Below are 24,833 nucleotides of genomic sequence, written 5' to 3'. Positions count from 1 at the left end.
CCTGCACGGCCGTCAGGTTGGGGTCGGCCGGGTCTGGTGGTCGGCTGCACCAGAGGACCGGGCACGCGGGACCTGGCCACGCGCCCGCGATCAGGAGTTGGGCGTGCTCGCAGGCGCAACCACCCGCACGCTCTTCAGCTCCGGATCCGCGGGGTCCGGCAACTGCATGCCCGCGGCGAGCCCGCTGCGCACGTAGTCCAGCACCTCGTCGGTGATCACCTCGCCGGGCAGTACCGCGGGCGCGCCCGGCGGGTACGGCGTGATCATCTCCGCCGCGATCCGCCCGGCCGCCCGCTCGACCGGTACCTGCTCGACCTCCGCGAAGAACGCGTCGCGCGGCAGCATCGCCGTCTCCAGCTGGAGCTCGTCGGGCGTGGGCAGGTCGACGGGCTTCGGGGTGGGCAGATCGGCCTTCGTGAGCGCGCGCAACGCCTCGACGAGCGTCTGCGCCGTGCGGTGGTCGTCGGCGTGGGTGAACTGGGCGACGACCCGCCGGTGGTCCGACAGCCCGAGCGTGACGCGCTGGTGTTCGCGCAGCCAGTCCGTGGCCTGGTAGCCGCTGATGTCGAGCCCCGACACGTCGATGACCATCTTCAACGGGTCGTACGAGTGCACCAGGTCGTCGAACTCCATGACGTGCAGGCCGGGCAGCTCGCCGATGGCGGCACGGGTCGACTCGGCGAGTGCGAGCGCGGCGGTCAGCAGCAGTTCGCCGTGCTGCACCATCTGCCGGCGCCAGCCGTCGAGGGTGGCGTAGACGAGCGAGGTCGGGCTGGTCGTGCCGAGCAGATCTTCCCTGGCCTTGAGCACCTTCGCGTCGACCAGGTCGCCCTGCAGGTGGAACACGGAGCTCTGCTCGACCGCGGCACCGGACTTGTGCACGCTCGTCACGACCACGTCGGCACCCGCGTCCATGCCCCACGGCGGCAGGTCGTCGTGGAACGGCAGGTGCGCGCCCCACGCCTCGTCCACGATCAACGGTTTGCCGAACGAGTGGCACACCTCGGCGATCTCGGCGATGTCACCGCACGTGCCGTAGTCGGTCGGCGTGACCAGCAGCATGCCCTTGGCCTCCGGCTCGGCCTCGAACAGCTCGCGCACCCTGTCCGCGCCCGGCGGGTGCGCGAGGTGCCGTTCCGCGTCCCAGTTCGGGCTGATCCACACAGGACAGACGCCGCTCAGGATCAGCCCGGACACCACGGACTTGTGCGCGTGCCGCGGCACGATCAGCTTCTCGTGCGGTCCCGCCACGGACAGCATCGCGCTCTTGACCGACAACGAGCTGCCGCACGTGGAGAAGAACGCGTGCTCGGCGCGGACGGCGTGCGCCATGAGCTCCTGGGCGTGCTCGATCACACCGCCGTGCATCAACCGGTCGTCCAGGCCGTTGAGCGCGAGCACGTCGGCCTCGAACACCTGCTTGCCGAGCACGTCCAGCACCCTCGGGTCGACGCCCTTGCCCTGGCGGTGTCCCGGCGGGGTGAACGGCACGTAGCCGCGCTCGCGGAACTGCTGCAACGCTTCCAGCACCGGTGCCTTGCTGTGGTCCATGCCGGGTGAGTAGCCCGAACGGCCGCACTTCGAACATCAACGCAGCAAAGGTCGCACGAGCTCGTGAATGTGGGCCGACGGTTCGAGGCCGAGCTCCGCGCGCAGCTGCCTGCGGTAGCTCTGGTACTGCCGCACGGCCTGCGCGGGATTGCCGTCGGCCAGGTGCAGCTCGACGAGCGTGCGGTGCGCGCTCTCCCGCAACGGGTCCGTCTGCACGGCGGCGAGCGCTGCCTGGTGCGCGTGGTGGTGATCTCCGCACGACCGGAACCGGTCGCTGAGGGTCTCCAGCGCGCGCAACCTGGCCTGCCACCACCAGTCGCGCTCGGCCTGCACCCACAGCTGCCACCACCCTGGCAGCAGGTCGGCCTTGAGCATCCCGAGGGCCTCCGGTCGTGCTCCCGGTGCCGCGGCGAACGCGCACGCGCGCCGGAAGTCGATCTCGACGTCCTCGCCCAGCACCAGGGCGTCCTCGGTCGCCACGACCAGCGGTGTGGACGGTTTCGCCAGCCGCCACAACGACGACCGCAGGCACGCGGACGCCCGTCGTGCCGTCGCGTCCGGCCACAGCAGCGTGGCCGCCACCTGGCGCGGCACCGGGGCGTCGCAACGCCAGCAGGGCGAGAAGCCTGCGCGCGCCGGGCACCGCTCGGGCTCGGCGTCGACCCGACGAAAGCGCTGGTGCTGAGCCAGGTCGTGCTGTCGTTCGGGATCCCGTTCGCGCTCGTGCCGATGGTGCTGCTGGCGAGGCGCCGGGACGTGATGGGCGCGTCGGCGAACCGGCGCACGGCGACGGCGGCCGGTGCGGTGGCGGCGCTGGTGATCTCCGCGTTGAACCTGTTCCTGCTGGTGAGGGCGGTGACCGGGTGATGCTCGCGGCATTGGTGCTCGGAGTGGGGATCGGCGGGTTCCTGGACGGAATCGTGGCGCATCAGCTGCTCGGTTGGCACCACGTGTTGTCCGGCTGGTACCCGCGTGAGGACGTGACGCTGATGATGGTCGGCGACGGGTTGTTCCACCTGCTGTGCCTGGTCATCGTGCTGGTGGGGGTGGCGTTGCTGAACCGGCGGGCGCCGTTGCCGGAACGGGTGCTGCTCGGCGGGATCCTCGCGGGGTGGGGCGTGTTCAACCTCGTCGAGGGGCTGATCGACCACCAGGTCCTGGGCATCCACCACGTCCGTCCAGGTCCTGATCAACTGGCCTATGACCTGGCGTTTCTCGCTTCGGGCGCGGTACTCCTGGTGATCGGGACGCTGTTTGCGCGTCGCGCGCGCGGGTAGCCGTCCGGTGTGGAAATCGAACAGAACGTGACCGCGCCGGCCGCCACCGAGTCCAGCGTGCTGGCGAGCTTCCCCGACTACGCCGCCGCCCAGCGGCTCGTCGACCGGATGTCCGACGACGGCTTCCCGGTGGAGAGCGTGCGGATCGTCGGCGAGGGCGTGCGCACCGTCGAGCAGGTGACCGGCCGCATGACCCGGGGCAGGGCCGCCGCCGCCGGTGCGGCGAGCGGAGCCTGGTTCGGTGTCTTCATCGGACTGCTGTTCGGGCTCTTCACCGCCGGTGCCGCCTGGGTGTGGATGCTGCTGATCAGTCTCGTGATCGGTGCGTTCTGGGGTGCGGTCTTCGGGTTCGTCGCGCACTGGAGCACGCGCGGGCAGCGTGACTTCTCGAGCGTCATGACCCTGCAGGCGCAGCGCTACGAGGTGCACGTCGACAGGGCGCAGGCCGCCGGGGCCGCGAAGTACGTGCTCTGACCCGTGCAGACGTTCCTGCCGTACCCGGACTTCGCCGCCACCGCCCGAGTGCTGGACAGGCGGCGGCTCGGCAAGCAACGGGTCGAGGCGCTGCAGATCCAGCGGGCGCTGGTGGTGCCGGGTCACGGCTGGCGCCACCACCCGGCGGTGCGGATGTGGACCGGTCACGAGGAAGCGCTCGTGCGGTACGGCGTGGAGATCTGCGCGGTGTGGCGGGAGCTGGGGTTCCAGGACACGTGCGAGGCGACGATGCGGTCCGACCTGGCGCGCGCGAAGCAGGTCGTGGCGGTGCGCACCCAGGAGGAACTGGCCGTCGCGGGCGACCTGCCGAACTGGCTGGGGGATGAGGCGCTACACCGCAGTCACCAGTCGGCGCTGGTGCGCAAGGATCCCGAGCACTACCGCCGGTTCTTCCCGGACGTGCCGGACGACCTGCCCTACGTGTGGCCGCCGACGCTCGCCCGCACGGTGAACCCCTCGGCGTCACGGCCCATCGACACGTAGTCGCACGTGCGGTGCAGGATCCACAACCCGAGCCCCGCCGACTCGGTCGCGGTGGTCGGCACCAGGCCCGCCAGCGGGTCCGAGGGGCCGGGACCCCTGTCCGTCACCGCCACGACCACGCGCCCCTCGTCCGCCCACAGCCGGAACCGGATCGGGGCGACGCCGTACGTCAGGCCGTTCGTGACGATCTCGCTCGCCGCGTAGACCACGTCGTGCTTGTCGTCCTCGCTCAGCCTCGTCGTGCCGATCGCCGCGCTGACGGCCGCGCGCACACCGCCGGCGGTCGGGTCGACGAGCTCGACCAGCGGACACCCCTGTTCCAGCACGTCGGGGACCTGCGCGGAGTGGGGGAGGCCCTCCAGGAAGCCGGGGTTCACCACTCGTGCGCCGGACGGGGAGGCGATGTTGGGGTGCGTGCGCACCACGTCCGCGAGCACGTCCGCCGGCGTCGTCCTGGTGTCGTACGGGCACAGGCCCCACACCGGGAACTCGGCGTACACCTGGTTGGCCGCGGCCTCGTAGCGGGCCCACCAGTCCCACCGCACACCGACACCGGGATGCGGCACGTCGCCGACGGCGCGCATCTGCGTGGCGCCGCCGCGGGTGTGGTCGTGGAACAGGTCGCGGTAGGTGGAGATGGCCTCCGACGGCCGTGCGTACTGGTCCGCGCCCGGCAGGTACATGACCGAGGTGTCTCCGAGCGCACCTCGCAGCAGAGCGGTGTTCTCCTCGGCGCACGCGACCACGGTGGGTTGGCCCGCGCGCAGGCCGTCCTCGAGGAACGGCACCACGAGCGCGAGGAACTCGTCGTCGGCGCCGTAGAAGGCGGTCTCGTGGAAGAAACCGGTCACGACGACCGATGCTACGCGCGCTTTCGGTGGGCCATCCGAGCGAACCTGGTGACAGGCCGGTTCTCCCCGTGCCCGGCGGTCGGCGCGGTCACGTGGACTGCGCTACGGTCGGACCGGGTTGAGCAGCCAGCCCCCGTGTGACGGTCGTGCCGTCCATCAGGAGGTTGCCGCGTGCTCACCGACGGTGAAGTTCCCTTCCGCGCCACCAGTGAGACCGTGGGGGCCGCCGTCGTGGTGCAGGTCGCCGGTGAGCTCGACTGCGCGACGGCGGACGAGTTGTCCGACCGCCTGGGCGCCGCGGTGTGTTCGGTCGTCCCTCCCTCCCCGGTCGTGGTGGACCTGACGGGCCTGAGGTTCCTCGGCGCGGAAGGCATCGGTCTGCTGCTGAACCACCAGGACCTGTGCCTGCGGCGGGGCAGCGTGCTCGTGGTCGTCGCGACCAGTGCCGCGGTGCTGCGGCCGTTGCAGGTGCTGGAGGTCGTGGACGTGCTGGGTGTGCAGTCGTGCGTGCTGGACGCGCTTGCGGAGGTGCCTGCCTAGTCAGTCTGCAATGGATCCGGGAGGAGGAGCGCCCACGGACGACCCGTCGTTCGTCATGCTCGCCGACCTGCTCGAGGACAGCCACCTCATCACCTTGGAGCAGCTGCCCGGGCTGGTGGGGCAGCGCGCAGCCGCCGCGGGGTTCTCCGAGATCCTGATCATGCTGACCGACCTGCGCGAGGAGTCGCTCGTCACGCTCGATCCCGGTGGTGTGCGCAGGTTTCCGGTGGACGCGAGCCTCGCGGGGAGGGCCTTCCGGGACGTCGCCCTGATCACGACCGCGTGCGACGGCGGCCGCCACTTCTGGATCCCGCTGCTGGACGGGACCGAACGCCTCGGCGTGCTCGGTGCCGTCGCCCCCGACGACTCCAGGTCCACTGTGGACCGCCTGAAGGCGTTGGCCTCGCTCGTGGGCCTGATGCTGGTGAGCAAACGACCGCACAGCGACACCTACCAGCGGCTCGTGCGCACCCGGCCGATGACCGTCGCCTCCGAGGTCGTGTGGCCGCTGATGCCACCGCTCACGTTCGCGACCAACAACCTGGTGCTCACCGCCGTCCTGGAACCCGCGTACGAGATCGGCGGCGACGCCGTGGACTACGCGATCACCGGTGACATCGTGCACCTGTCGATGTTCGACGCCATGGGCCACGACCAGTCGGCCGGCCTGACCGTCGCGCTCGCGACCGGCGCGTGCCGCAACCACCGCCGCCGCGGCCTCGGCCTGGTCGAGACGAGCATCGCGGTGGACGAGGTGATCGGCGAGCAGTTCGGCGGCCTCAGGTTCGCGACCGGTGTGCTGGCGGACCTCGACTACCGCACCGGCGTGCTCAGCTGGGTCAACCGGGGCCATCCACCACCGCTGCTGATCCGCCAGGGCAGGTGGGTCCGCCAGCTTTCGTGCAAGCCGTCACCGCCGATGGGCTTCCGCCTGCCCACGACGCCGGTGCTGTGCCGCGAGCACCTCGAACCCGGCGACCGCCTGCTCTTCTACACCGACGGCATCGTCGAGGCGCGGGACAGCCGCGGCCGCCAGTTCGGCCTGAAGCGGTTCGCGGACTTCGTGATCCGCCGCGAGGCCGACGGCTGCTCGGCGCCCGAGACGTTGCGGCGGTTGATGCGCACCGTGCTCGACCACCAGAGCGGCCGCCTGCAGGACGACGCGAGCGCGCTGCTGGTGGAGTGGCAGCACGACCGCGAGAAGTCGTTGACCGTCCGGGGAACCTAGCCGTGCCTGATCCAGCGCAGCACGACCCAGAGCACGACGAGTCCGGCCAGGAGACCGAGCCCGGACCGGGCGGTGACCACGCGTTCGGTGTTCTCCTGCTTGCTGAGTGCCTCTTCCTTCGTCATCCGACCAGCATGACTCCGCCGGGACCCCGTTCGCCAATCACTTCACGGTCTTCATCGGGAACTGCGAGTTGGTGCGGGCCACGCCCGGCAGCCCGGTGAGCGCCGACATGTAGAGCTGCTCGTAGGCGGCGATGTCCGAGACGGCGACCCACAGGTGGTAGTCGGGCTGCCCGAACATCCGCACGCACGACTCCACGGCGTCGATCTCCGCGATCTGCGCCTCGAACGCCTCGATGGTCGCGGTGTCCTGCGCGGCGAGCTCGATGTGCACGAGGACGCGGAAGCCGCGGCCGAGGGCGACCGGGTCGACGGCGGCGTGGTAGCCGGTGATCACCCCGGCGTCCTCCAGCGCCCGCACCCGGCGCAGGCACGGCGACGGCGTCAGGCCCACCTTGTCGGCCAGCTCGGTGTTGCTGAGCCGCCCGTCCCGCTGGAGGTGGCGGATGATTGCGCGATCGATGCGGTCCACCGGCAGATCATGCCACGAACCGCGCTGAGCAGGGTGGAAGTAGCAATCGCATGCCAGGTCGTGCGGCATAATCTGCTTGACGTGAACGAACTGCTGCTGACCGACGACGAACGCGACAGGGCCGGAGCCCGGCTCGTCGCGCTGCTGGACGGCTACGAGCGCGGCCTGCCCAAGGCCGACGTGCTGCCCGCCCTCGACCGCGCGCGACTGACGGAGCTGCTGACCACCCCGATGCCGGAGCGTGGGATCGGGGTGGACGCTCTGTTCGACCGCTGGGAGGACACGATCCTGCCCAACTCGACGACGGTGGCGCACCCGCGGTTCCTGGCCTACGTCCTCGGCCCGCCCAACGGCATCGCGCCCTACGCCGAGGCGGTCGCCGCCGCGATCAACCAGAACTGCAACTTCTGGCAACTCTCGCCGGCCGCGAGCGTCGTGGAGCGGGCGGTGCTCGAGTGGCTGGCGTCGGTGGTCGGGTTTCCCCCGACGTCCAAAGGCATTCTGACCGGTGGCGGCTCGCTCGCCACGCTCCAGGCGCTCACCACCGCGCTGCACGACCGCGTGCCCGACTTCCACGCCACCGGACTGCAACGCGACGCGGCACCGCTCGTCGTCTACACGTCCGTGGAAGCGCACCGCAGCGTCGACAAGGCCGCCGCGATCCTGGGCATCGGACTGGACAACGTGCGGCACGTCCGCACCGACGAGCGGCACCGCATGGACGTGCACGCACTGCGCGCCGCGATCGAGCAGGACCGGCGAGACGGGCTGCGGCCGTGGTGCGTGGTGGCCACCTGCGGCACGGTGTCGACCGGATCGGTGGACCCGCTCGACGCGATCGCCGACTTGTGCGCGGCGGAGGACCTGTGGCTGCACGTCGATGGTGCCTACGGAGCGCTTTTCCTGCTGTCGGAGGACATGCGTCCGCTCATGGGCGGATGTGCGCGCGCCGACTCGATCACTCTCGATCCGCACAAACTGCTGTTCGCGTCGCTGGAAGCCGGGTGCGTGCTCGTGCGTGACGGCGCCAAGCTGCGCGACGCGCACGCGTTCGACTCCTCGTACCTGACGGTCGCCGACGACGAGCTGATGACCGACTACATGGACTACGGGCCGCAGCTTTCCCGCAACTTCAAGGCTTTCAAGGTGTGGAGCGCGTTGCAGGCGTTCGGTGTGGAGGCTTTCCGCGCCGCCAACGAGCGCACGTTGGAACTGGCGCAACGTCTCGGTCGCGGCATCGAGGCCACGCCGGGACTCACGCTGCTCGCTCCGGTCACGTTGACCGCGGTGTGCTTCGCGGTCGACGGTGCCTCACCGGCTGCGGTGCTCGAAACGCTGGCTGCCGAGAACGTCGCGTTGCTCGGACCCGTGGTGGTGGCGGGGAAGCGCGGCATCCGGGCGTGCATCACCAACCACCGGACGAGCACGGCCGACATCGACCTGATCCTCGAACGACTGCACCGCTAACTCCGCCAGACGTCGGCGAGGTTGCGGTCGAACATCGTCGCGACCGACACCAGCGCGGCGTCGAGGTCGACGTTCTCCGGGTCCACGAGGGCCTGGAGGTGGATGCCGAGCAGCGCGCCGTTGAGCGCCACGGCGGCGGCGCGCTCCTGCCTGGCGGCGGTCTCCGGATCGACGCCCTCGGGGCGTTTCAGGCGCAGCAGCACCTCGATGCCCTCGCGCCGCCGGGCGAAGAAGTCCCGGTACTGGTCGTGCACGACTCCGCGTTCGCCGAGCGCCTCGACCAGGATCATGAACACCAGCGCCGAGTTGCCGCTGCGCAGGAGCTCCGCGGTCTCCGCGAACACCTCGCGCAGCGACGGGACGGACTCGTAGCGCTCGGCGGGCCAGATCCGTTCGACGGCGCGCTCGACCACGGCCATCACGAGGCCGTCCTTGTTCTTGAAGTGCCACGGGATCGAGCCGCGGCTGATGCCCGACCGCTTCGCGATGTCCACAAAGGACGTCCGGTCGAACCCGCGTTCGGCGAAGAGCTCCTCGGCGGCGTCCAGGATGCGGCGGCGGCTCTCGTCGCCGATCTCGTCGATCCGGCGCTGTCCCGGTGAGTTCACGGCGATCATCGTACGACCCGTGCGATGTCGCGGAGCACGTGCCGCGCGGCGAAGATCAGCACGAGTCCCGCGGTCGCCGACGCGGCCGGTGCGACCACCGTGATCGCGGTTCGCACACCCCAGAGCTGTTCCGCCGCACCGGTCAGCAGCGCGCCGCCGAGCCCGCCGACGAGCGCCACGGACACGCCGACGAGGGCGAAGGCGGTCGCGCGGATCTCCTCCGGCGTCACCGAGGCCACCACCAGGCTCAGCGCGATGACGCCGGCGAAGGTCATGCCCTGGGTGACGATCCCGATCACGACGTACGTGGTGACGTCCGGCGCGTGCGCCTGCACCGCGAACCCGATGCCCAGCAACGTCAGCGCGACCGCCGCCAGGTGCACGCACGCCTTGGGGCTGCGCCGGAACAGTCGATCGCTCAACGCTCCGCCGAGCGCGGCACCGGCCAGGCCGCCGACCGCGCAGACGGAGGTGATCACACCGCGGGCCGCCGCACCCTGCCCGAGGTCGTCCTCCAGCACGACGTTGAGGTAGATCGGCACCGTGGTCACGCACATGCCGAACGTGCCGAGCGCGACCATCACCCGCACGAGAGCAGGGATCTTCGCCAGGCGTGCGAACGCACCTCGTGGTGAGGCGTGCGCGCGAACCGGTTCGGGAAGGCGGAACGCGGCCAGCCCGAGCAGCAGCGCCGGCACGGCCAGGAACGCGAACGCCCAGCGCCACGGCTCGTGCTCCTCGGGGATGAACGCCGCGAACGCGGCCGCCAGCAGCGGTCCGGTGACGATGCCCAACGGCTGGCCGCCGCGGTGCAGGCCCAGCACCCGTCCGCGTCCGGCCGGGGGATAGGCGTCGACCAGCAGTGACGCCTGGATCGGGCCCTCGTTGGCCTTCCCGATGCCCGCGACGACCCTGACCGCGGCCGCCTGCCAGACGTTCTGGACCAGCCCGAGCACGGCGGCCGCGGCAGCCCACACGAGCGTGGCGACGCCGGCGATCGTCGTGCGGCGGCGCCGGTCTCCCAGCAGGCCGAGCGGCAGCGCGGCGAGCGCGACCATCACGCCCGCGAGGGCGCCGACGACACCGACGGCCGCGGTGCTGAGGCCGAGCGACTCGCGGATCTCCGGGGCGAAGACCACGAACATCACGTTGTCGACGCTGTCCAGGACCTGGAGGCCCACGAACACCCCGAGCGTCGCGCGGCCACCGGTGGACAGCACCTCGCTGAGTGTCATCTCCATGCTGAGCAGGCTACTGTGTTCGTCAACATAGAGATGGCAGATCAACACAGAGGTGGTCTCATGAGGGGTTCGGTCGCGTTCATCACCGGCGGCGCGAGGGGTATCGGTCTGGGAATCGCACGGGCGCTGGGCAAGCGGGGCGTGAAGCTCGCGCTGGCCGACGTGGACGAGCCCGCGCTGGCCCGCGCGGCCGGAGAACTGGCGCCCGTGGAGACGTTCCGGCTGGACGTTCGGGACCGCGACGCGTTCGCCGCGGCCGCCGACTCGGTTGAACGGACGCTGGGGCCGGTGGACCTGCTGTTCAACAACGCGGGGATCGTGCCGCACTCGGCCGTCGAGGAGCTCACCTACGCCAAGTGGGACGTGGCGCTCGCCGTGAACCTGACCGGCGTGATCAACGGGATCCAGACGTTCCTGCCGCGCATGATCGAACGCCGGGCGGGTTACGTCGTGAACACCGCTTCGGTCGCCGGGCTCGTGTCCGACCCGAACCTGCTGTACGCGACGGCGAAGTTCGCGGTGGTCGGGCTGTCGGAGTCGTTGCGGCTCAACGTGGCGAAGCACGGCATCGGGGTGAGCGTGCTGTGTCCGGGGCCGGTGGACACGGGCATCGTCGCTCACACCCGGTCGTTGGAAGAAGGGGTCGCGTTGAGGGACGAGCTCGTGCCGGCTGTGGCGGCGTTTCTGGCCGGCGGACCGGGCATCGACGCGGTGGGGGAGATGGTGGTGGCCGGGGTGGAGCGCCGATCGCCGTGGATCTTCACCGGTGACGAGGTGCGGCCGCACCTGGAGAAGCGGGCGGCCGCTTTGCTGGAAGCCTTCTGACTCAGACGACCGCGAGCTGACGACGCATCCGCCCGAACAGCTTCGGGTTGTTCATCGCGAGCACACCGACGGGCAGCCCCGCCCGGCGGAACTCCGCGACGAACTTGCGATCGTCGGGCGAACCGTCGATCACGGCGACCTCGTCCGCACCCGTCGTCTCACCCGCGAGCTGCAACCGGACGCCGTACTGGTCGGACCAGACGTACCCGGAGGGCCTGAACGTGTCGAGCGTGGTGCCGGCGAGCAGGTTGCGGACAGCCACGACGGGCTGTTCCGAGGCGTTCGTCCAGTGCTCGTGCCGGACGTGGGTGCCGTCGGGGGTGCGGTAGCGGGCGACGTCTCCGACGGCGACCACCGACGGGATCCCGGTGACGCAGCCGTGGTCGCACAGCACTCCGTGGTCGAGCGCGAGGCCCGAGCCGTGCAGCCAGTCTGTCGCGGGTTCCATGCCGATGCCCGCGACGACCACGTCGGCGGGGAGGCGGGAGCCGTCGCGCAGCACGACACCGGTCACCCGCGTGCCGTTGCCCAGATAGGACTCGACGCCGACGCCGAGGCGCAGGTCGACTCCGTGGTCCGCGTGCAGGTCCGCGCACAACGAACCCAGCACCGGTCCGAGCGCGCGGGCCATGGGCACCGGTGCGGCTTCCACGACCGTCACGTCGAGGCCGAGCGAGCGGCACGTGGAGGCGACCTCGGCGCCGATCCAGCCCGCACCGACCACGACAACTCGGGAACCCGGCTGCAGATCCGCTCGCAACGCGACGGCGTCGTCGAGGGTGCGCAAGGTGTGGACGCCGGCCAGGGCCTCGGTGCCGGGCAACGTGCGGGGCCGGCCGCCGGTGGCGATCACGAGGCCGTCCGCGCGCACGACCTCGCCGGTGGAGAGGTGGATCTCGCCCGCGTGGGGGTCGACCCGGTCGGCGCGGACCCCCAGTCTCCACTCGGCGCCGAAGTCCTCGTCGGCCAGTGTCAGCTCCTCCGCGGGCAGGGTGCCCGCGAGGAACGCCTTCGACAGCGGTGGCCGGTCGTACGGTGCGTGCACCTCTTCGCCGATCACCACGACGCGTCCGTCGAAGCCCTGGGTGCGCAGCTCCTGCACGGAACGCAGGCCCGCCAGCGACGCGCCGACGACGGCGATCGTCCTCACGCGACGGCCTCGCGGCTTCGGGTGTCGACGTGGATCACGCCGTCCTGCACCACGACCGGGTACGTGCGCACCGCCTTCTTGGCCGGCAGGCACGTCGGGACGCCGGTGCGCAGGTCGAAGCTCGCCGCGTGCAGCGGGCACTCGACGAAGCACCCCTCCAGCCAGCCCTCGGACAGCGACGCGTCCTGGTGACTGCAGGTGTCGTCGATGGCGTAGAACTCGCCGTCCGCGTTGAAGACGGCGATCGCTCCGTCCGGGGTTGAAACGCGCACGGACTCGCCCACGGGCAGGTCGTCCACGGCACCAGCGGTGATCATCTCGAACCCTCCGTTGCGTATTACGGAACACGGTGTGCGATACGCAACAGCAGAATGACCCAGGCGGTCAACCGCGTCAAGCACCGTTTCGGCTGATCAAGGTGGTTGCGCCAATCGGTTACCGTTGCGTCATGAGCAACAACGAGGAGGCGCGCGACCCGGCGCTGGTGCAATCGGTCGATCGGGCGGTGGCCGTTCTGGAGCTGCTGGCCCGCAACGGGGAAGCGGGGATCACCGAGATCGCCGCCGAGCTCGGCGTGCACAAGTCCTCCGCGTCCAGACTCGTTCACACACTTCAGGCCAGGGAACTGGTGGAGCAGGACGGCGAACGCGGCCCCTTCCGCATCGGTCTCGGCATGCTCCGGTTCGCCGGTGCCGTGACGGGGCAGCTCGACTACGTCCGGGTGGGCGGACCGGTCGTGTCGGAGCTCGCGGACCGGCTGGGCGAGACGGTCAACATCGCGGTCCTCGACGGCGACGTCGCGCTCAACGTGAGCCAGGCGCGCGGGAGCTCAGCGGTCGCGGCGCAGAACTGGGTCGGTCAGCGCACGCCGCTGCACGCCACGTCGAGCGGCAAGGTCCTGCTGGCCGCGGCACCGCGCGACGAGCAGGAACGCCTGCTGTCCGGTGGCCTGGAGTCCTGCGCCCCGCGCACGATCACCGACCCGGTCCAGCTGCGGACGGTCCTGCGGCGCACGGCGCTGGACGGGTTCGCGACGTGCATGGAGGAGCTGGAGGCGGGGCTGCACGCCGTCGCGGTCCCGGTGTTCGGCTCGCACGGTCACGTCGTGGCGGCGATCAGCGCCGCCGGGCCGGCCTACCGGTTCTCGCAGAAGCGCATGCCCGAGATCGTCGAGGAGCTGCGGGTGGCGTCGCGCGACCTCTCCGTCCGCATGGGGCACCCGGTCTAGGGGATCTCCACCCGCGACGAGCCCCCGGTGAACGCCGGGGGCTCGTTCGCGTTTCAGGGCTGTGACCACCCGGAACGTCGTAGTTCCGGATGCCTCCGTCCGTGCGACAGGGGCTTGACAACGGCCTGGGCGAGCCTCACGGTGATGCGCGCCGCAGTTGCATAATGCGAACAACGTTGCGTATTACGGAACTCGCTCGGAAGGGTCGGCCGTTGTCACTCTCCGCTTCCACCTCAGTCCTGGACGTGCACCTCGACGAGCTCGACCCCGAGGTCGCCGCCGAGATCCGCGCCGAGCTCCACCGCCAGCAGTCGACGCTCGAGATGATCGCGTCGGAGAACTTCGCGCCGGTCGGCGTGCTGCAGGCGCAGGGCTCGGTGCTCACGAACAAGTACGCCGAGGGCTACCCGGGACGCCGGTACTACGGCGGGTGCGAGCACGTCGACGTGATCGAGACGCTCGCGATCGAGCGGGTGAAGGCCCTGTTCGGCGCCGAGCACGCGAACGTGCAGCCGCACTCGGGCGCGCAGGCCAACGCCGCGGCGATGGCGGCGGTGCTCCAGCCCGGCGACACGATCATGGGCCTGGACCTCGCGCACGGCGGTCACCTGACGCACGGCATGCGGATCAACTTCTCCGGCCGGCTCTACAACGTCGTGGCCTACCACGTCGACCGCGAGACCGGCCGGGTCGACATGGCCGAGGTCGAGCGGCTGGCACTGGAGTCGCGCCCGAAGCTGATCATCGCGGGCTGGTCCGCCTACCCGCGGCAGCTCGACTTCGCCGAGTTCCGCCGCATCGCCGACGCCGCAGGCGCCAAGCTGATGGTGGACATGGCGCACTTCGCGGGCCTGGTGGCGGCGGGTCTGCATCCCAGCCCGATCCCGCACGCGGACATCGTCACCACCACCACGCACAAGACGCTCGGCGGTCCCAGGGGTGGAGTGATCTTCTGCAGGCAGGAGCTCGCGAAGAAGGTCGACTCCACGGTGTTCCCCGGCCAGCAGGGCGGGCCGTTGCAACACGTCATCGCGGCCAAGGCGGTGGCGTTCAAGGTCGCGGCGAGCGAGGAGTTCCGCGAGCGCCAGCAGCGCGTGCTCGACGGCGCCGCGATCCTGGCCGAACGCCTCACCCGGCCCGACTGCGCCGAGGCCGGGGTGAAGGTGCTCTCCGGCGGCACCGACGTGCATCTCGTCCTGGTCGACCTGGTCGAGTCCTCTTTGGACGGCAAGCAGGCCGAGGACCGGTTGCACCGCATCGGGATCACGGTCAACCGCAACGCCGTTCCGTTCGACCCGCGCCCGCCGATGGTGACCTCCGGCCTGCGCGTCGGCACGCCCGCGCTGGCCGCCCGCGGCTTCGGCGCCGAGGACTTCGCCGAGGTCGCCGAGATCATCGCGGCGGCTTTGAAGCCGTCGTTCGACGAGACGGCCGAGGCGGACCTGTCCGCCCGTGTCGCGTTGCTGGCCAAGAACAACCCCCTCTACCCCCACCTCTGACAGGAGCGATTCAAGTGGCACATGCGGTGAACGGTGTCGTGGCGGCGGGGCGCGGAGCCAAGGTCTCGGTCGAGACCATCCTCGTGCCGGACCCCGGCCCCGGTGAGGCGCTGGTGAAGGTGCAGGCCTGCGGGGTCTGCCACACCGACCTGCACTACCGGGAAGGCGGGATCAACGACGAGTTCCCGTTCCTGCTCGGGCACGAGGCGGCGGGTGTCGTCGAGGCCGTCGGCGACGGTGTCACGGACCTCGAGCCCGGCGACTTCGTGATCCTGAACTGGCGCGCGGTGTGCGGTTCGTGCCGCTCGTGCCTGCGGGGGCGGCCGCAGTACTGCTTCAACACCCACAACGCGTCCCAGCCCATGACGCTGGCCGACGGCACGCCGCTGTCGCCGGCGCTCGGCATCGGCGCGTTCGCGGAGAAGACGCTCGTCCACAGCGGACAGTGCACCAAGGTGAACCCGAAGGCGCCGGCCGAGGTCGCGGGCCTGCTCGGCTGCGGCGTCATGGCGGGCATCGGCGCCGCGATCAACACCGGCGGCGTCACCCGCGGCGACAGCGTGGCCGTGCTCGGGTGCGGCGGTGTCGGTGACGCGGCCATCGCGGGCGCCCGGCTGGCAGGGGCGCGCACGATCATCGCCGTCGACCTCGACCCGACGAAGCTCGAGTGGGCGCAACGGTTCGGCGCCACGCACACGGTCAACGCCCGTGAGCAGGACGTCGTCGAGGCGATCCGCGAGCTCACCGAGGGCAACGGTGCCGACGTCGTCATCGACGCGGTCGGCCGCCCGGAGACGTTCAAGCAGGCCTTCTACGCCCGCGACCACGCCGGTCTCGCCGTGCTCGTGGGCGTGCCGACGCCGGACATGCAGCTCGAACTGCCGCTGATCGACGTGTTCTCCCGCGGTGGCGCGGTGAAGTCGTCCTGGTACGGCGACTGCCTGCCCAGCCGCGACTTCCCGATGCTGATCGACCTCTACCTGCAGGGCCGGCTCGACCTCGGCGTGTTCGTAACGGAGACGATCGGCTTGGAGGACGTCGAGAAGGCGTTCGAGGACATGCACCACGGCCGCGTGCTGCGTTCGGTGGTGGTGCTGTGAGCGCGCGGATCGAGCACGTCGTCACGTCCGGGACGTTCAGCCTCGACGGCGGAACGTGGGAGGTCGACAACAACGTCTGGCTCGTCGGTGACGACTACGAGGTCCTGGTCATCGACCCCGCCCACGACGCGGACGCCGTTCTGGAGGCCGTCGGCGGTCGCGTGGTCACGGCGTTGGTCTGCACCCACGGCCACGACGACCACATCAACTCCGTCGCCGAGGTGGCGGACAAGACCGGTGCGCCCGTCCAGCTCCACTCGGCGGACCGTGCACTGTGGACTGTCGTGTACCCGGACCGCGAGCCGGACGTCTGGCTGGCCGACGGCGACACGCTGAACGTCGCAGGTACGGCCCTCGAAGTGATCAGCACGCCCGGCCACACCTACGGCTCGATCTGCCTGTACGCGCCGGAACTCGGCGCGGTCTTCAGCGGGGACACCCTGTTCGAGGGTGGTCCTGGCGCGACCGGACGCTCGTACTCGGACTACCCGACGATCGTCACCTCGATCCGCGAGCGCCTGCTGACCCTGCCCCCGGACACGGTCGTCCACACCGGACACGGTCCCACCACGACGATCGGCGCCGAGGCACCGCGGATCTGACGCCAGCACCCACCACAGACGGCAGGAGAACTTCCATGGCAACGCAACCACGCGTTGTGCTCATCGGAGCAGGCATCGTCGGGTGCGCGCTGGCCGACGAGCTGACCGCCCGCGGGTGGACCGACGTCACCGTCCTCGAACAGGGACCGCTGTTCGCGACGGGCGGGTCGAGCTCGCACGCGCCGGGCCTGGTCTTCCAGACCACCGGCTGCAAGACCATGACCTCGTTCGCCAAGTACACCGTCGAGAAGTACACGGCGCTCACGATGGACGACAAGTGGTGCTTCCAGCAGCTCGGCGGGCTGGAGGTCGCCACCACCCCGGAACGCTGGACGGACATCAAGCGCCGGCACGGCTGGGCCACCTCGTGGGGCGTGGAGAGCTACCTGCGGGATCCGGGGGAGTGCGCCGAGCTGCACCCGTTGCTCGACCCCGACAAGATCCTCGGCGGGTTCCACATCCCGAGCGACGGCCTCGCCAAGCCGTTGCGCGCGGCCGAGGCGCAGGCCCGCCGGGCGATGGAGCGCGGAGCGAAGTTCCTGGCGCACCACAAGGTCACCGGCATCGAACGCAAGGGCCGCCGGGTGAAGGCCGTCGTCACCGAGCACGACACGTTCGCGGCCGACATCGTGGTGTCGTGCGTCGGCATGTGGGGCCCGCGGATCGGGCGGATGGTCGACCTCGACATCCCGCTGGTGCCGATGGCGCACCAGTACGCGAAGACGACCCCGTTGCCGGCGCTGAAGGGCGTCAACAGCGAGCTCACCGAGATGTCCAAGCCGTTGCTGCGGCACCAGGACGCCGACCTCTACTTCCGCGAGCACGTCGACCGCATCGGCATCGGCGCGTACGGGCACCGGCCCATGCCCATCTCCGCGGACGAGATTCTGGACTACGACGTGGCGCCGACCATGCCGTCCGAGGTCGCGTTCACCCGGGAGGACTTCGACACCTCCTGGGACGCCGCCGTCGACCTGCTGCCGGTCCTCGGCGACGCCAAGGTCGAGGAAGGCATCAACGGCCTGTTCTCCTTCACCCCCGACGGAAATCCGCTCCTCGGCGAACACCCCGGCCTGGACGGGTTCTGGGTGGCGGAGGCCGTGTGGATCACGCATTCCGCCGGTGTGGCCAAGGCGATGGCCGAGTGGCTGGTGGACGGTCAGCCGAACATCGACCTGCACGGGTGCCACCTCAACCGGTTCGAGGACGTGCAGCGTTCGCCCGGTTACGTGCACGAGCGCAGCTGCCGCGCCTTCGTCGAGGTCTACGACATCCTCCACCCGTTGCAGCCCGCCGAGCAGCCAAGGCCGTTGCGCACCAGCCCCTTCTACGAGCGTCAGCAGGAACTCGGCGCGGTGTTCCTGGAGGCGTCGGGCTGGGAGCGGCCGCACTGGTACGAGGCCAACGCGAGCCTGCCGGAGGTCGCCGAGATCCCGGAGCGCAACGAGTGGGCGTCGAAGTTCTGGTCACCGATCGCCGGGGCCGAGGCTCTCGTCGCCCGCAAGCGCGTCGCGATGTTCGACATGACCCCGTTGAAGCGGCTGGAGGTCAGCGGCCCGGAGGCGTTGACGTTCCTGCAGACCATGACGACCAACCAGCTCGACCGCAAGCCGGGCGCGGTGGTCTACACGTTGCTGCTCAACGAGGACGGGGGAGTGCGCAGCGACCTCACCATCGCGCGGCTCGGCGAGAACCGCTTCCAGGTCGGCGCGAACGGCCCGCTCGACCTCGACTGGCTCCGCAGACACCTGCCGCCCAACGGCGGTGTGCACATCGCCGACATCACGCCCGGTACGTGCTGCATCGGCCTGTGGGGCCCCGAGGCGCGCAACCTGCTGCAGCCGTTGACTAAGGAAGACTTCTCCCACGAGGCGATGGGCTACTTCAAGGCGAAGCAGGCGTTCATCGGTGACGTGCCGGTGACCGCGATGCGCCTGTCGTACGTCGGCGAGCTCGGCTGGGAGCTGTACACGACGGCGGACATGGGCCGCAGGTTGTGGGACACGCTGTGGGAAGCGGGTCAGGAGCACGGCGTCATCGCCGCCGGCCGCAGCGCCTTCACCAGCATGCGGCTGGAGAAGGGCTACCGCTCGTGGGGTGCGGACGTGACCACCGAGCACGACCCGTTCGAGGCGGGGCTGGGCTTCGCGGTGCGGATGAACAAGGGCTACTTCCACGGCCGCAAGGCGTTGGAGGGCCGCTCCGAGGAAACCGTCTCCCGCAAGCTCACCTGCCTGATCATCGACGACGACCACCAGGTGGTCATGGGTTCCGAGCCGGTGTTGTTCGGTGGCAACGCGGTCGGCTACGTCACGAGCGCGGCGCGTGGTTACTCGATCGGCAAGAACATCGCCTACGCCTGGCTGCCCGCCGAGGTGGCGGTGGAGGGCACGGCGGTCGAGATCGAGTACTTCGGCGACCGGGTGCGGGCGCGGGTCGCGTCCGAACCGCTCTTCGACCCCGAGATGAAGCGAATCCGGTCATGACCCACGACGTGATCGTCATCGGGCTCGGCGAACTCGGCGGAGCGGCCGCGAACCGGCTCGCCTCGCGGGGAATGCGGGTGCTCGGCCTGGACGGCCGGGCGCGCGCCGAGCTGCCCGGTGCGGACGAGGCCCTGGCCGCGGGAGCCGACCTGCACTTCGAGGAACGGGTGATCGACTGGTTCACCGAACGGTCCGGCAGCCGTGTGCTGACCCCGTCGAGCACCTACACCGCTCCGCTGCTGGTCATCTGTGACGGCTCGGACGCGCGAACCCTGCTTCTCTGACGACTTCACCACCACGGAGTGATCATGACCGCGACCGAGCTCCCGTCGAGCCTCATCCCGACCCTGCCCGGCCACACCTACACCGACCCGGCGATCTTCGAGCTGGAGCAGGAGAAGATCTTCGAACAGATGTGGTTCTGCGCGGTCCGCAGCGCCGATCTGCCGGACGCAGGCAACTTCAGAACCGTCCAGATCGGACGCGAGAGCGTGCTGGTGAGCCGATCCCGCGACGGTTTGCTGCGCGCGTTCCTCAACATCTGCCGGCACCGCGGCGCGAAGCTGTGCACGGAGGAGTCCGGCACGGTCAAGCGCAACTTCCAGTGCCAGTACCACGCCTGGACCTACGGTCTCGACGGCAAGCTGGTCGCCGCGCCGAACCTCACCTCGATGCCGGACATCGACCGCGTCGAGTACGGCCTGAAGACGGTCCATCTCCGCGAGTGGCTCGGGTACGCGTGGCTGTGCCTCGCTGAGGAGCCGCCGTCGTTCGAGGAGACCGTGCAGCAGGACGTCCGCGAACGGCTCGGCAACCTCGACGCGATCGGCAACTACCAGGTCAGCGAGCTCGACCTGGGCCGGCGGATCACCTACGACGTCAAGGCCAACTGGAAGCTCATCATCGAGAACTTCATGGAGTGCTACCACTGCGCGACCATCCACCCCGAGCTCACCGAGGTCCTGCCGGAGTTCGCGGACGGGTACGCCGCGCAGTACTACGTCGGTCACGGCGCGGTGTTCGGTGAGGAGATCAAGGGCTTCACGATCGACGGCAGCGAGGGCTTCGACACCCTCGACGGGGTCGGTTCCGACCAGGAGCGCCGGTACTACGCGATCACCGTGCGGCCGCAGGTGTTCATCAACCTCGTGCCCGACCACGTGATCATCCACCGGATGTTCCCGCTGGCCGCCGACCGCACGATCGTCGAGTGCGACTGGCTCTACGCCAAGGACGTCGTCGCGACCGGCAAGGACGTCTCGCGGTCCGTGGAGCTCTTCCACCGCGTCAACGAGCAGGACTTCGAAGCATGTGAACGGTGCCAGCCCGCGATGTCGTCGAGGGCCTACGCGCAAGGGGGTGTGTTGGTTCCCTCCGAGCACCACATCGGGGAGTTCCACCGCTGGGTCGAGGAAGCCACATCCACTAAGAGGTGGTAGCTGTCATGCCCGAACAGAAGTTCCTTCCCACCACGAAAACTCACACCGACCGGGTCGTGTTCGCGCTGTCCGCGGTCGTCGCGGCGGCGTTCCTCGCCTGGGGCGTGTTCGGCACCGCGAGCCTCGGGACCGTGTCGACCGCGGTGCTCGGCTGGCTGATCCGCAACACCGGCTGGGCGTTCCTCACCGCGGCGACGGGCTTCGTGCTCTTCGCGCTGTGGCTGGCGTTCAGCCGTTACGGGCGGATCCCGCTCGGTCGCGACGGGGAACGGCCGGAGTTCCGGACGATCTCGTGGGTCGCGATGATGTTCAGCGCCGGCATGGGCATCGGGCTGATGTTCTACGGCGTCGCGGAACCGTTGGCGCACTTCGTGAAACCGCCACCGGGCACGGTGCAGGGCGGCACGGACGCCGCCGTCGAGACCGCGATGGCGACGTCGTTGTTCCACTGGGCGATCCACCCGTGGTCGATCTACGCCGTCGTGGGTCTCGCGATCGCGTACGGCACGTTCCGGCGCGGCCGCAAGCAGCTGATCAGTGCCGCGTTCGCGCCGTTGTTCGGTGACCGCGTGTCGGAGGGCCCGCTCGGCCGGTTGATCGACATCCTGGCGATCTTCGCGACGCTGTTCGGGTCGGCCGCTTCGCTCGGCCTGGGCGCGTTGCAGATCGGCAGCGGGCTGAAGGCAGGTGGGTTCGTCGCCGAGAACCCCGGTGTCGGCGTGCTGATCGGCATCATCGCCGTGCTGACCGTCGCGTTCGTGGCGTCGGCGGTGTCCGGTGTGGCCAAGGGGATCCAGTGGCTGTCGAACATCAACATGGTGCTCGCCACCGTGCTGGCGGTGTTCGTGTTCGTGGTCGGGCCGACGATCCTGATCCTGAACCTGATCCCCGCGGCCGTCGGTGACTACTTCCGCGAGATGGGCGAGATGATCTCCCGGTCCGGTGCGTCCGGCGGCGAGGCCATGGAGAGCTGGCTGTCGTCGTGGACGATCTTCTACTGGGCCTGGTGGATCTCCTGGACCCCGTTCGTGGGCATGTTCATCGCGCGCATCAGCCGTGGCCGCACGATCAAGCAGTTCGTCAGCGGCGTCATCCTGGTGCCGTCGGTGGTGAGCCTGATCTGGTTCACGATCATGGGCGGCACCGCGATCTCGTTGCAGCGCGGTGGAACCGACCTGGCCGGCGCCGCCAACCCGGAGTCGCAGCTGTTCGGCGTGCTCGACCAGTTCCCGCTGGCGGGCGTGGCCGGTGTGGTCGTGATGGTGCTCGTGGCGATCTTCTTCGTCTCCGGGGCCGACGCCGCCTCGCTGGTGATGGGCACGCTGTCGCAACGAGGTGCGATCGAACCGCACCGCAGGCTGGTGGTGTTCTGGGGCGTGGCGACCGGTGGCGTGGCCGCGGTCATGCTGCTGGTCGGTGGTGGCGGCGCGACCGCGCTGACCGGTCTGCAGAACCTCACGATCATCGCCGCGGCACCGTTCGCGCTCGTCATGGTCGTGCTGTGCGTCGCGCTGGCCAAGGACCTGCGCAGCGACCCGATGGTGCTGCGGGAGAAGCACGCCGCGGTGATCGTCGAGCAGGCCGTGGACACGGGCAACGCGGAGTACGACGGCGACTTCTGCCTCCAGGTCGCGCCGACGGCGACGAAGGCCGGCAGCAACGGCAAGGTCGTCGAACGGGTAGCCGTCGATGAGAAGACCTGACCGCGACATCGACGAGAACGCCCTGGAAGTGCGTGAGCCCGGCCGGTCGGCGGCCGGGGTCACCGGGGTCCTCGTCTCGCTCGGCCGCAGCTGGGAGCAGATGGGGGTGGTCCGCTCCGTGCGGACCCTGCCGCTGGTCAACCAGCACGGCGGGTTCGACTGCCCCGGCTGCGCGTGGCCGGATCCGCAGGGCCACCGCAAGCCGGCGGAGTTCTGCGAGAACGGCGCGAAGGCCGTCGCGGAGGAAGCCACGACCCGCCGGATCGGTGCGGACTTCTTCGCCCGCCACTCGTTGTCCGCGTTGGAGGACAAGACCGACTACTGGCTCGGTCAGCAGGGCAGGCTGACCGAACCGGTGGTCCGGCGGCCCGGTGACGACCACTACCGGCCGATCAGCTGGGACGACGCGTTCGCCCTCGTCGCGTCCGAACTGCGGGCGTTGCCGAGCCCGGACGCGGCCGCCTTCTACACCTCGGGACGCACCAGCAACGAGGCCGCGTTCCTGTACCAGCTGCTCGTGCGGTCGTTCGGCACCAACAACCTGCCGGACTGCTCGAACATGTGCCACGAGTCGTCGGGCACCGCGCTGACCGAGACCATCGGCATCGGCAAGGGCTCGGTGTCGCTCGCCGACCTGGAGCACGCCGACCTGGTCCTCGTGATCGGGCAGAACCCCGGCACGAACCACCCGCGCATGCTCGCGTCGCTGGAGGAGGTGAAGCGGCGCGGCGGGAAGATCATCGCGGTGAACCCGTTGCCGGAAGCGGGTTTGCTCAAGTTCAAGAACCCTCAGAACGTGCGGGGCTTGTTGGGCGGCGGCACCGCGCTGGCCGACGAGTTCGCGCAGATCCGGCTCGGCGGCGACCTCGCGTTGTTCAAGGCGATCTCCGGTCTGCTGCTGAAGGCCGATGCGGTCGACCACGACTTCGTGCGGCGGTACACGCACGGGTTCGCCGAGTTCGCCGCGCAGGACGTCGACTGGGACCTCACCGAACGCGCCACCGGCCTGGAACGCTCGCAGATCGAGCGGATCGCGGACATGATCGCCTCGGCCGACCGCGTGGTGGCGTGCTGGGCGATGGGGCTCACGCAGCACAAGCAGGGGGTGCAGACCATCCGCGAGGTGGTCAACGTCCTGCTGCTGCGCGGGATGATCGGCAAGCCGGGCGCCGGCGTGTGCCCGGTCCGCGGCCACTCGAACGTCCAGGGCGACCGGTCCATGGGCATCTGGGAGAAGATGCCCGAGGAGTTCCTGGCGGCGCTGGAGAACGAGTTCGGCGTGCCGGTGCCGCGGGGGCCTGGCTTCGACGTCGTCGAGACGCTGCACGGGATGCACGAGGGAGCGGTCCGTGTTCTGGTCGCGGTCGGGGGCAACTTCGCTTCCGCCACACCGGACACCGAGGCGACCGAACGTGCGCTGCGCGGCCTCGCGCTGACCGTGCACGTGTCGACGAAGCTCAACCGCTCGCACGTGGTGGCCGGCCGGACCGCGCTGATCCTGCCGACCCTGGGCCGCACCGAACGCGACGTGCAGGCGGCGGGGGAGCAGTTCGTCACCGTCGAGGACTCGATGTCGGTCGTGCACACCTCACGTGGACGGTTGCGGCCAGCCTCGCCGCACCTGCTGTCCGAGGTTGAGATCGTGTGCCGGCTCGGCTTGGCGCTTTTCGGCGGCGATCACCCGGTGCCGTGGGGGAGCTTCTGCCACGACTACGACCTGGTGCGTGATCGGATCGCGCGGGTCGTGCCCGGCTGCGAGGACTACAACCGGCGCGTCCGGGAGCCGGACGGGTTCGTGATGCCGAACCCGCCGCGTGACCGCCGCGAGTTCCGCACGGCGACGGGGAAGGCGAACTTCACGGTCAACACCGTCGAGTTGATCGAGGTGCCACCGGGCAGGTTGCTGTTGCAGACCCTGCGCAGCCACGACCAGTACAACACCACGATCTACGGGCTGTCCGACCGGTATCGCGGCATCTCGAACGCACGCCGCGTGGTGCTCGTGCATCGCGAGGACATCGCGGAGGCGGGGTTCGCCGACGGTGACCTGGTCGACGTGGTGTCCGAGTTCGGCGGTGAGGAACGTCGTGCGCGTGCGTTCCGTGTCGTCGCGTTCCCGACGCCTCGTGGGTGTGCGGCGGCCTACTTCCCGGAGGCCAATGCGTTGGTGCCGTTGCGTTCGGTGGCTGACGGTTCGAACACACCGGTCTCGAAGGCTGTCGTGATCAGGCTGGAACGGCCATGAACTCGGATCAGCGCACGGATAGCGCGCTCGACGTGGTGTCCGGGTTCGCCGGTGAGGAACGTCGTGCGCGCGCGTTCCGCGGTGTCGCATCTCCGACACCGCATGGGTGTGCCCCGGCCTACCACCCGGAGGCCGACGCGTTGGTGCCCGTGCAGTCCGCGGCTGACGGTTCGAACACGCCTGTCTCGAAGGCCGTTGTGATCAGGCCGGTGCGGCCATGA

The 24,833-nt window shown here is 70.0% G+C and carries 27 protein-coding genes; 18 read left to right on the top strand and 9 right to left on the bottom strand.

The genetic code is table 11. The annotated features are described in order from the left end of the window. Positions 1–90: 90 nt before the first annotated feature. On the bottom strand, positions 91–1,551 hold the full coding sequence (locus AOM45_RS23695) for an aminotransferase class I/II-fold pyridoxal phosphate-dependent enzyme (protein ID WP_035909973.1): 1,461 nt from the start codon (positions 1,549–1,551) through the stop codon (positions 91–93). A 36-nt stretch (positions 1,552–1,587) separates the two neighbouring features. Then, positions 1,588–2,145 (bottom strand): AfsR/SARP family transcriptional regulator, encoded by a 558-nt coding sequence (locus AOM45_RS52995; RefSeq protein WP_051783212.1) that lies wholly within the window; start codon positions 2,143–2,145, stop codon positions 1,588–1,590. Here AOM45_RS52995 and AOM45_RS52990 point away from each other — a divergent pair. From AOM45_RS52990 to AOM45_RS23670, 4 genes are read left to right on the top strand one after another with little or no spacing between them, the layout of a single operon-like run. Then, positions 2,134–2,418 carry a divalent metal cation transporter gene (locus AOM45_RS52990; RefSeq protein ID WP_269083659.1) on the top strand — a complete coding sequence of 95 codons (285 nt, stop codon included), beginning with the start codon at positions 2,134–2,136 and terminating at the stop codon, positions 2,416–2,418. The genes AOM45_RS52995 and AOM45_RS52990 overlap by 12 nt on opposite strands. Further along, positions 2,418–2,828, top strand: coding sequence for a DUF2243 domain-containing protein (locus AOM45_RS23680; protein ID WP_030467283.1), 411 nt, complete (start codon positions 2,418–2,420; stop codon positions 2,826–2,828). The genes AOM45_RS52990 and AOM45_RS23680 overlap by 1 nt, the downstream gene beginning before the upstream one ends. Positions 2,829–2,837: 9 nt before the next feature. Beyond that, complete coding sequence (locus AOM45_RS23675; protein ID WP_030467282.1) at positions 2,838–3,302, top strand: YflT domain-containing protein; 465 nt, start codon at positions 2,838–2,840, stop codon at positions 3,300–3,302. Positions 3,303–3,305: 3 nt separating this feature from the next. Next, positions 3,306–3,806 (top strand): MSMEG_6728 family protein, encoded by a 501-nt coding sequence (locus AOM45_RS23670; protein WP_030467281.1) that lies wholly within the window; start codon positions 3,306–3,308, stop codon positions 3,804–3,806. On the opposite strand, the gene AOM45_RS23665 is transcribed toward AOM45_RS23670, so the two are convergent. After that, positions 3,740–4,657 carry a sensor histidine kinase gene (locus tag AOM45_RS23665; protein ID WP_030467280.1) on the bottom strand — a complete coding sequence of 306 codons (918 nt, stop codon included), beginning with the start codon at positions 4,655–4,657 and terminating at the stop codon, positions 3,740–3,742. The two genes, AOM45_RS23670 and AOM45_RS23665, sit on opposite strands and share 67 nt — an antisense overlap. A gap of 171 nt (positions 4,658–4,828) precedes the next feature. Between AOM45_RS23665 and AOM45_RS23660 the strand changes: the two genes are divergently transcribed. Further along, positions 4,829–5,197 carry an STAS domain-containing protein gene (locus AOM45_RS23660; RefSeq protein ID WP_030467279.1) on the top strand — a complete coding sequence of 123 codons (369 nt, stop codon included), beginning with the start codon at positions 4,829–4,831 and terminating at the stop codon, positions 5,195–5,197. Positions 5,198–5,207: 10 nt separating this feature from the next. After that, positions 5,208–6,425 (top strand): PP2C family protein-serine/threonine phosphatase, encoded by a 1,218-nt coding sequence (locus AOM45_RS23655; protein WP_201780054.1) that lies wholly within the window; start codon positions 5,208–5,210, stop codon positions 6,423–6,425. On the opposite strand, the gene AOM45_RS53530 is transcribed toward AOM45_RS23655, so the two are convergent. After that, on the bottom strand, positions 6,422–6,550 hold the full coding sequence (locus tag AOM45_RS53530; RefSeq protein ID WP_269083657.1) for a hypothetical protein: 129 nt from the start codon (positions 6,548–6,550) through the stop codon (positions 6,422–6,424). The genes AOM45_RS23655 and AOM45_RS53530 overlap by 4 nt on opposite strands. A gap of 37 nt (positions 6,551–6,587) precedes the next feature. Then, complete coding sequence (locus AOM45_RS23650; RefSeq protein WP_030467277.1) at positions 6,588–7,019, bottom strand: Lrp/AsnC family transcriptional regulator; 432 nt, start codon at positions 7,017–7,019, stop codon at positions 6,588–6,590. Between the two features lie 81 nt (positions 7,020–7,100). Here AOM45_RS23650 and AOM45_RS23645 point away from each other — a divergent pair, with 81 nt between their 5' ends. Continuing rightward, a complete protein-coding gene (locus AOM45_RS23645; RefSeq protein WP_051783208.1) occupies positions 7,101–8,486 on the top strand; it encodes a pyridoxal phosphate-dependent decarboxylase family protein in 1,386 nt (461 codons plus the stop codon). Here the strand turns inward: AOM45_RS23645 and AOM45_RS23640 are convergent. Next, a complete protein-coding gene (locus AOM45_RS23640) occupies positions 8,483–9,094 on the bottom strand; it encodes a TetR/AcrR family transcriptional regulator (protein WP_162185648.1) in 612 nt (203 codons plus the stop codon). The two genes, AOM45_RS23645 and AOM45_RS23640, sit on opposite strands and share 4 nt — an antisense overlap. A 5-nt stretch (positions 9,095–9,099) precedes the next feature. Next, positions 9,100–10,335 carry an MFS transporter gene (locus tag AOM45_RS23635; RefSeq protein ID WP_030467274.1) on the bottom strand — a complete coding sequence of 412 codons (1,236 nt, stop codon included), beginning with the start codon at positions 10,333–10,335 and terminating at the stop codon, positions 9,100–9,102. Positions 10,336–10,395: 60 nt separating this feature from the next. Between AOM45_RS23635 and AOM45_RS23630 the strand changes: the two genes are divergently transcribed. Continuing rightward, positions 10,396–11,160: an SDR family oxidoreductase gene (locus tag AOM45_RS23630; RefSeq protein WP_035909972.1), complete on the top strand. Its 765-nt coding sequence runs from the start codon at positions 10,396–10,398 to the stop codon at positions 11,158–11,160. A gap of 1 nt (position 11,161) precedes the next feature. On the opposite strand, the gene AOM45_RS23625 is transcribed toward AOM45_RS23630, so the two are convergent. Further along, entirely contained in the window at positions 11,162–12,310 is a 1,149-nt protein-coding gene (locus AOM45_RS23625) for an NAD(P)/FAD-dependent oxidoreductase (protein WP_030467272.1), read from the bottom strand. Continuing rightward, positions 12,307–12,627: a bifunctional 3-phenylpropionate/cinnamic acid dioxygenase ferredoxin subunit gene (locus tag AOM45_RS23620; protein WP_030467271.1), complete on the bottom strand. Its 321-nt coding sequence runs from the start codon at positions 12,625–12,627 to the stop codon at positions 12,307–12,309. The genes AOM45_RS23625 and AOM45_RS23620 overlap by 4 nt, the downstream gene beginning before the upstream one ends. A 131-nt stretch (positions 12,628–12,758) precedes the next feature. Here AOM45_RS23620 and AOM45_RS23615 point away from each other — a divergent pair, with 131 nt between their 5' ends. From AOM45_RS23615 to AOM45_RS23570, 10 genes are all read left to right on the top strand, one after another. Beyond that, a complete protein-coding gene (locus tag AOM45_RS23615; RefSeq protein WP_030467270.1) occupies positions 12,759–13,538 on the top strand; it encodes an IclR family transcriptional regulator in 780 nt (259 codons plus the stop codon). 212 nt (positions 13,539–13,750) lie between these two features. Next, on the top strand, positions 13,751–15,037 hold the full coding sequence (gene glyA / locus AOM45_RS23610) for a serine hydroxymethyltransferase (protein WP_282916340.1): 1,287 nt from the start codon (positions 13,751–13,753) through the stop codon (positions 15,035–15,037). Positions 15,038–15,051: 14 nt separating this feature from the next. Next, positions 15,052–16,137 (top strand): S-(hydroxymethyl)mycothiol dehydrogenase, encoded by a 1,086-nt coding sequence (locus tag AOM45_RS23605; RefSeq protein ID WP_030467268.1) that lies wholly within the window; start codon positions 15,052–15,054, stop codon positions 16,135–16,137. Next, complete coding sequence (locus tag AOM45_RS23600) at positions 16,134–16,739, top strand: MBL fold metallo-hydrolase (protein WP_030467267.1); 606 nt, start codon at positions 16,134–16,136, stop codon at positions 16,737–16,739. The genes AOM45_RS23605 and AOM45_RS23600 overlap by 4 nt, the downstream gene beginning before the upstream one ends. Positions 16,740–16,774: 35 nt before the next feature. Beyond that, entirely contained in the window at positions 16,775–19,225 is a 2,451-nt protein-coding gene (locus tag AOM45_RS23595; protein ID WP_030467266.1) for a GcvT family protein, read from the top strand. Next, a complete protein-coding gene (locus AOM45_RS52985) occupies positions 19,222–19,509 on the top strand; it encodes a hypothetical protein (protein ID WP_030467265.1) in 288 nt (95 codons plus the stop codon). Before AOM45_RS23595 ends, AOM45_RS52985 begins: the two co-directional genes overlap by 4 nt. A gap of 24 nt (positions 19,510–19,533) precedes the next feature. Next, positions 19,534–20,664 carry an aromatic ring-hydroxylating oxygenase subunit alpha gene (locus AOM45_RS23585; protein WP_030467264.1) on the top strand — a complete coding sequence of 377 codons (1,131 nt, stop codon included), beginning with the start codon at positions 19,534–19,536 and terminating at the stop codon, positions 20,662–20,664. A gap of 5 nt (positions 20,665–20,669) precedes the next feature. Further along, the gene (locus tag AOM45_RS23580; protein ID WP_051783204.1) at positions 20,670–22,367 is read left to right on the top strand and encodes a BCCT family transporter; all 1,698 of its coding nucleotides are present in this window, start codon (positions 20,670–20,672) and stop codon (positions 22,365–22,367) included. Beyond that, positions 22,354–24,612: an FdhF/YdeP family oxidoreductase gene (locus AOM45_RS23575; RefSeq protein WP_030467262.1), complete on the top strand. Its 2,259-nt coding sequence runs from the start codon at positions 22,354–22,356 to the stop codon at positions 24,610–24,612. Before AOM45_RS23580 ends, AOM45_RS23575 begins: the two co-directional genes overlap by 14 nt. Next, on the top strand, positions 24,609–24,833 hold the full coding sequence (locus tag AOM45_RS23570; RefSeq protein ID WP_030467261.1) for a hypothetical protein: 225 nt from the start codon (positions 24,609–24,611) through the stop codon (positions 24,831–24,833). The genes AOM45_RS23575 and AOM45_RS23570 overlap by 4 nt, the downstream gene beginning before the upstream one ends.

The sequence above is a fragment of the Lentzea aerocolonigenes genome (assembly GCF_000974445.1).
Taxonomy (GTDB): Bacteria; Actinomycetota; Actinomycetes; order Mycobacteriales; family Pseudonocardiaceae; genus Lentzea; species Lentzea aerocolonigenes.
Note: the sequence above shows the minus strand (reverse complement) of the source record. Positions and strands in the feature narration are given on the sequence as shown.

Bases quoted from the DNA above. Each gene is read 5' to 3' on its own strand.
- AOM45_RS23695 (WP_035909973.1), bottom strand. From the start codon at position 1,551: ATGGACCACAGCAAGGCACCGGTGCTGGAAGCGTTGCAGCAGTTCCGC.
- AOM45_RS23680 (WP_030467283.1), top strand. From the start codon at position 2,418: ATGCTCGCGGCATTGGTGCTCGGAGTGGGGATCGGCGGGTTCCTGGAC.
- AOM45_RS23655 (WP_201780054.1), top strand. From the start codon at position 5,208: ATGGATCCGGGAGGAGGAGCGCCCACGGACGACCCGTCGTTCGTCATG.
- AOM45_RS53530 (WP_269083657.1), bottom strand. From the start codon at position 6,550: ATGACGAAGGAAGAGGCACTCAGCAAGCAGGAGAACACCGAACGCGTG.
- AOM45_RS23635 (WP_030467274.1), bottom strand. From the start codon at position 10,335: ATGGAGATGACACTCAGCGAGGTGCTGTCCACCGGTGGCCGCGCGACG.
- AOM45_RS23630 (WP_035909972.1), top strand. From the start codon at position 10,396: ATGAGGGGTTCGGTCGCGTTCATCACCGGCGGCGCGAGGGGTATCGGT.
- AOM45_RS23620 (WP_030467271.1), bottom strand. From the start codon at position 12,627: ATGATCACCGCTGGTGCCGTGGACGACCTGCCCGTGGGCGAGTCCGTG.
- AOM45_RS23615 (WP_030467270.1), top strand. From the start codon at position 12,759: ATGAGCAACAACGAGGAGGCGCGCGACCCGGCGCTGGTGCAATCGGTC.
- AOM45_RS23595 (WP_030467266.1), top strand. From the start codon at position 16,775: ATGGCAACGCAACCACGCGTTGTGCTCATCGGAGCAGGCATCGTCGGG.
- AOM45_RS52985 (WP_030467265.1), top strand. From the start codon at position 19,222: ATGACCCACGACGTGATCGTCATCGGGCTCGGCGAACTCGGCGGAGCG.
- AOM45_RS23585 (WP_030467264.1), top strand. From the start codon at position 19,534: ATGACCGCGACCGAGCTCCCGTCGAGCCTCATCCCGACCCTGCCCGGC.
- AOM45_RS23580 (WP_051783204.1), top strand. From the start codon at position 20,670: ATGCCCGAACAGAAGTTCCTTCCCACCACGAAAACTCACACCGACCGG.
- AOM45_RS23575 (WP_030467262.1), top strand. From the start codon at position 22,354: ATGAGAAGACCTGACCGCGACATCGACGAGAACGCCCTGGAAGTGCGT.
- AOM45_RS23570 (WP_030467261.1), top strand. From the start codon at position 24,609: ATGAACTCGGATCAGCGCACGGATAGCGCGCTCGACGTGGTGTCCGGG.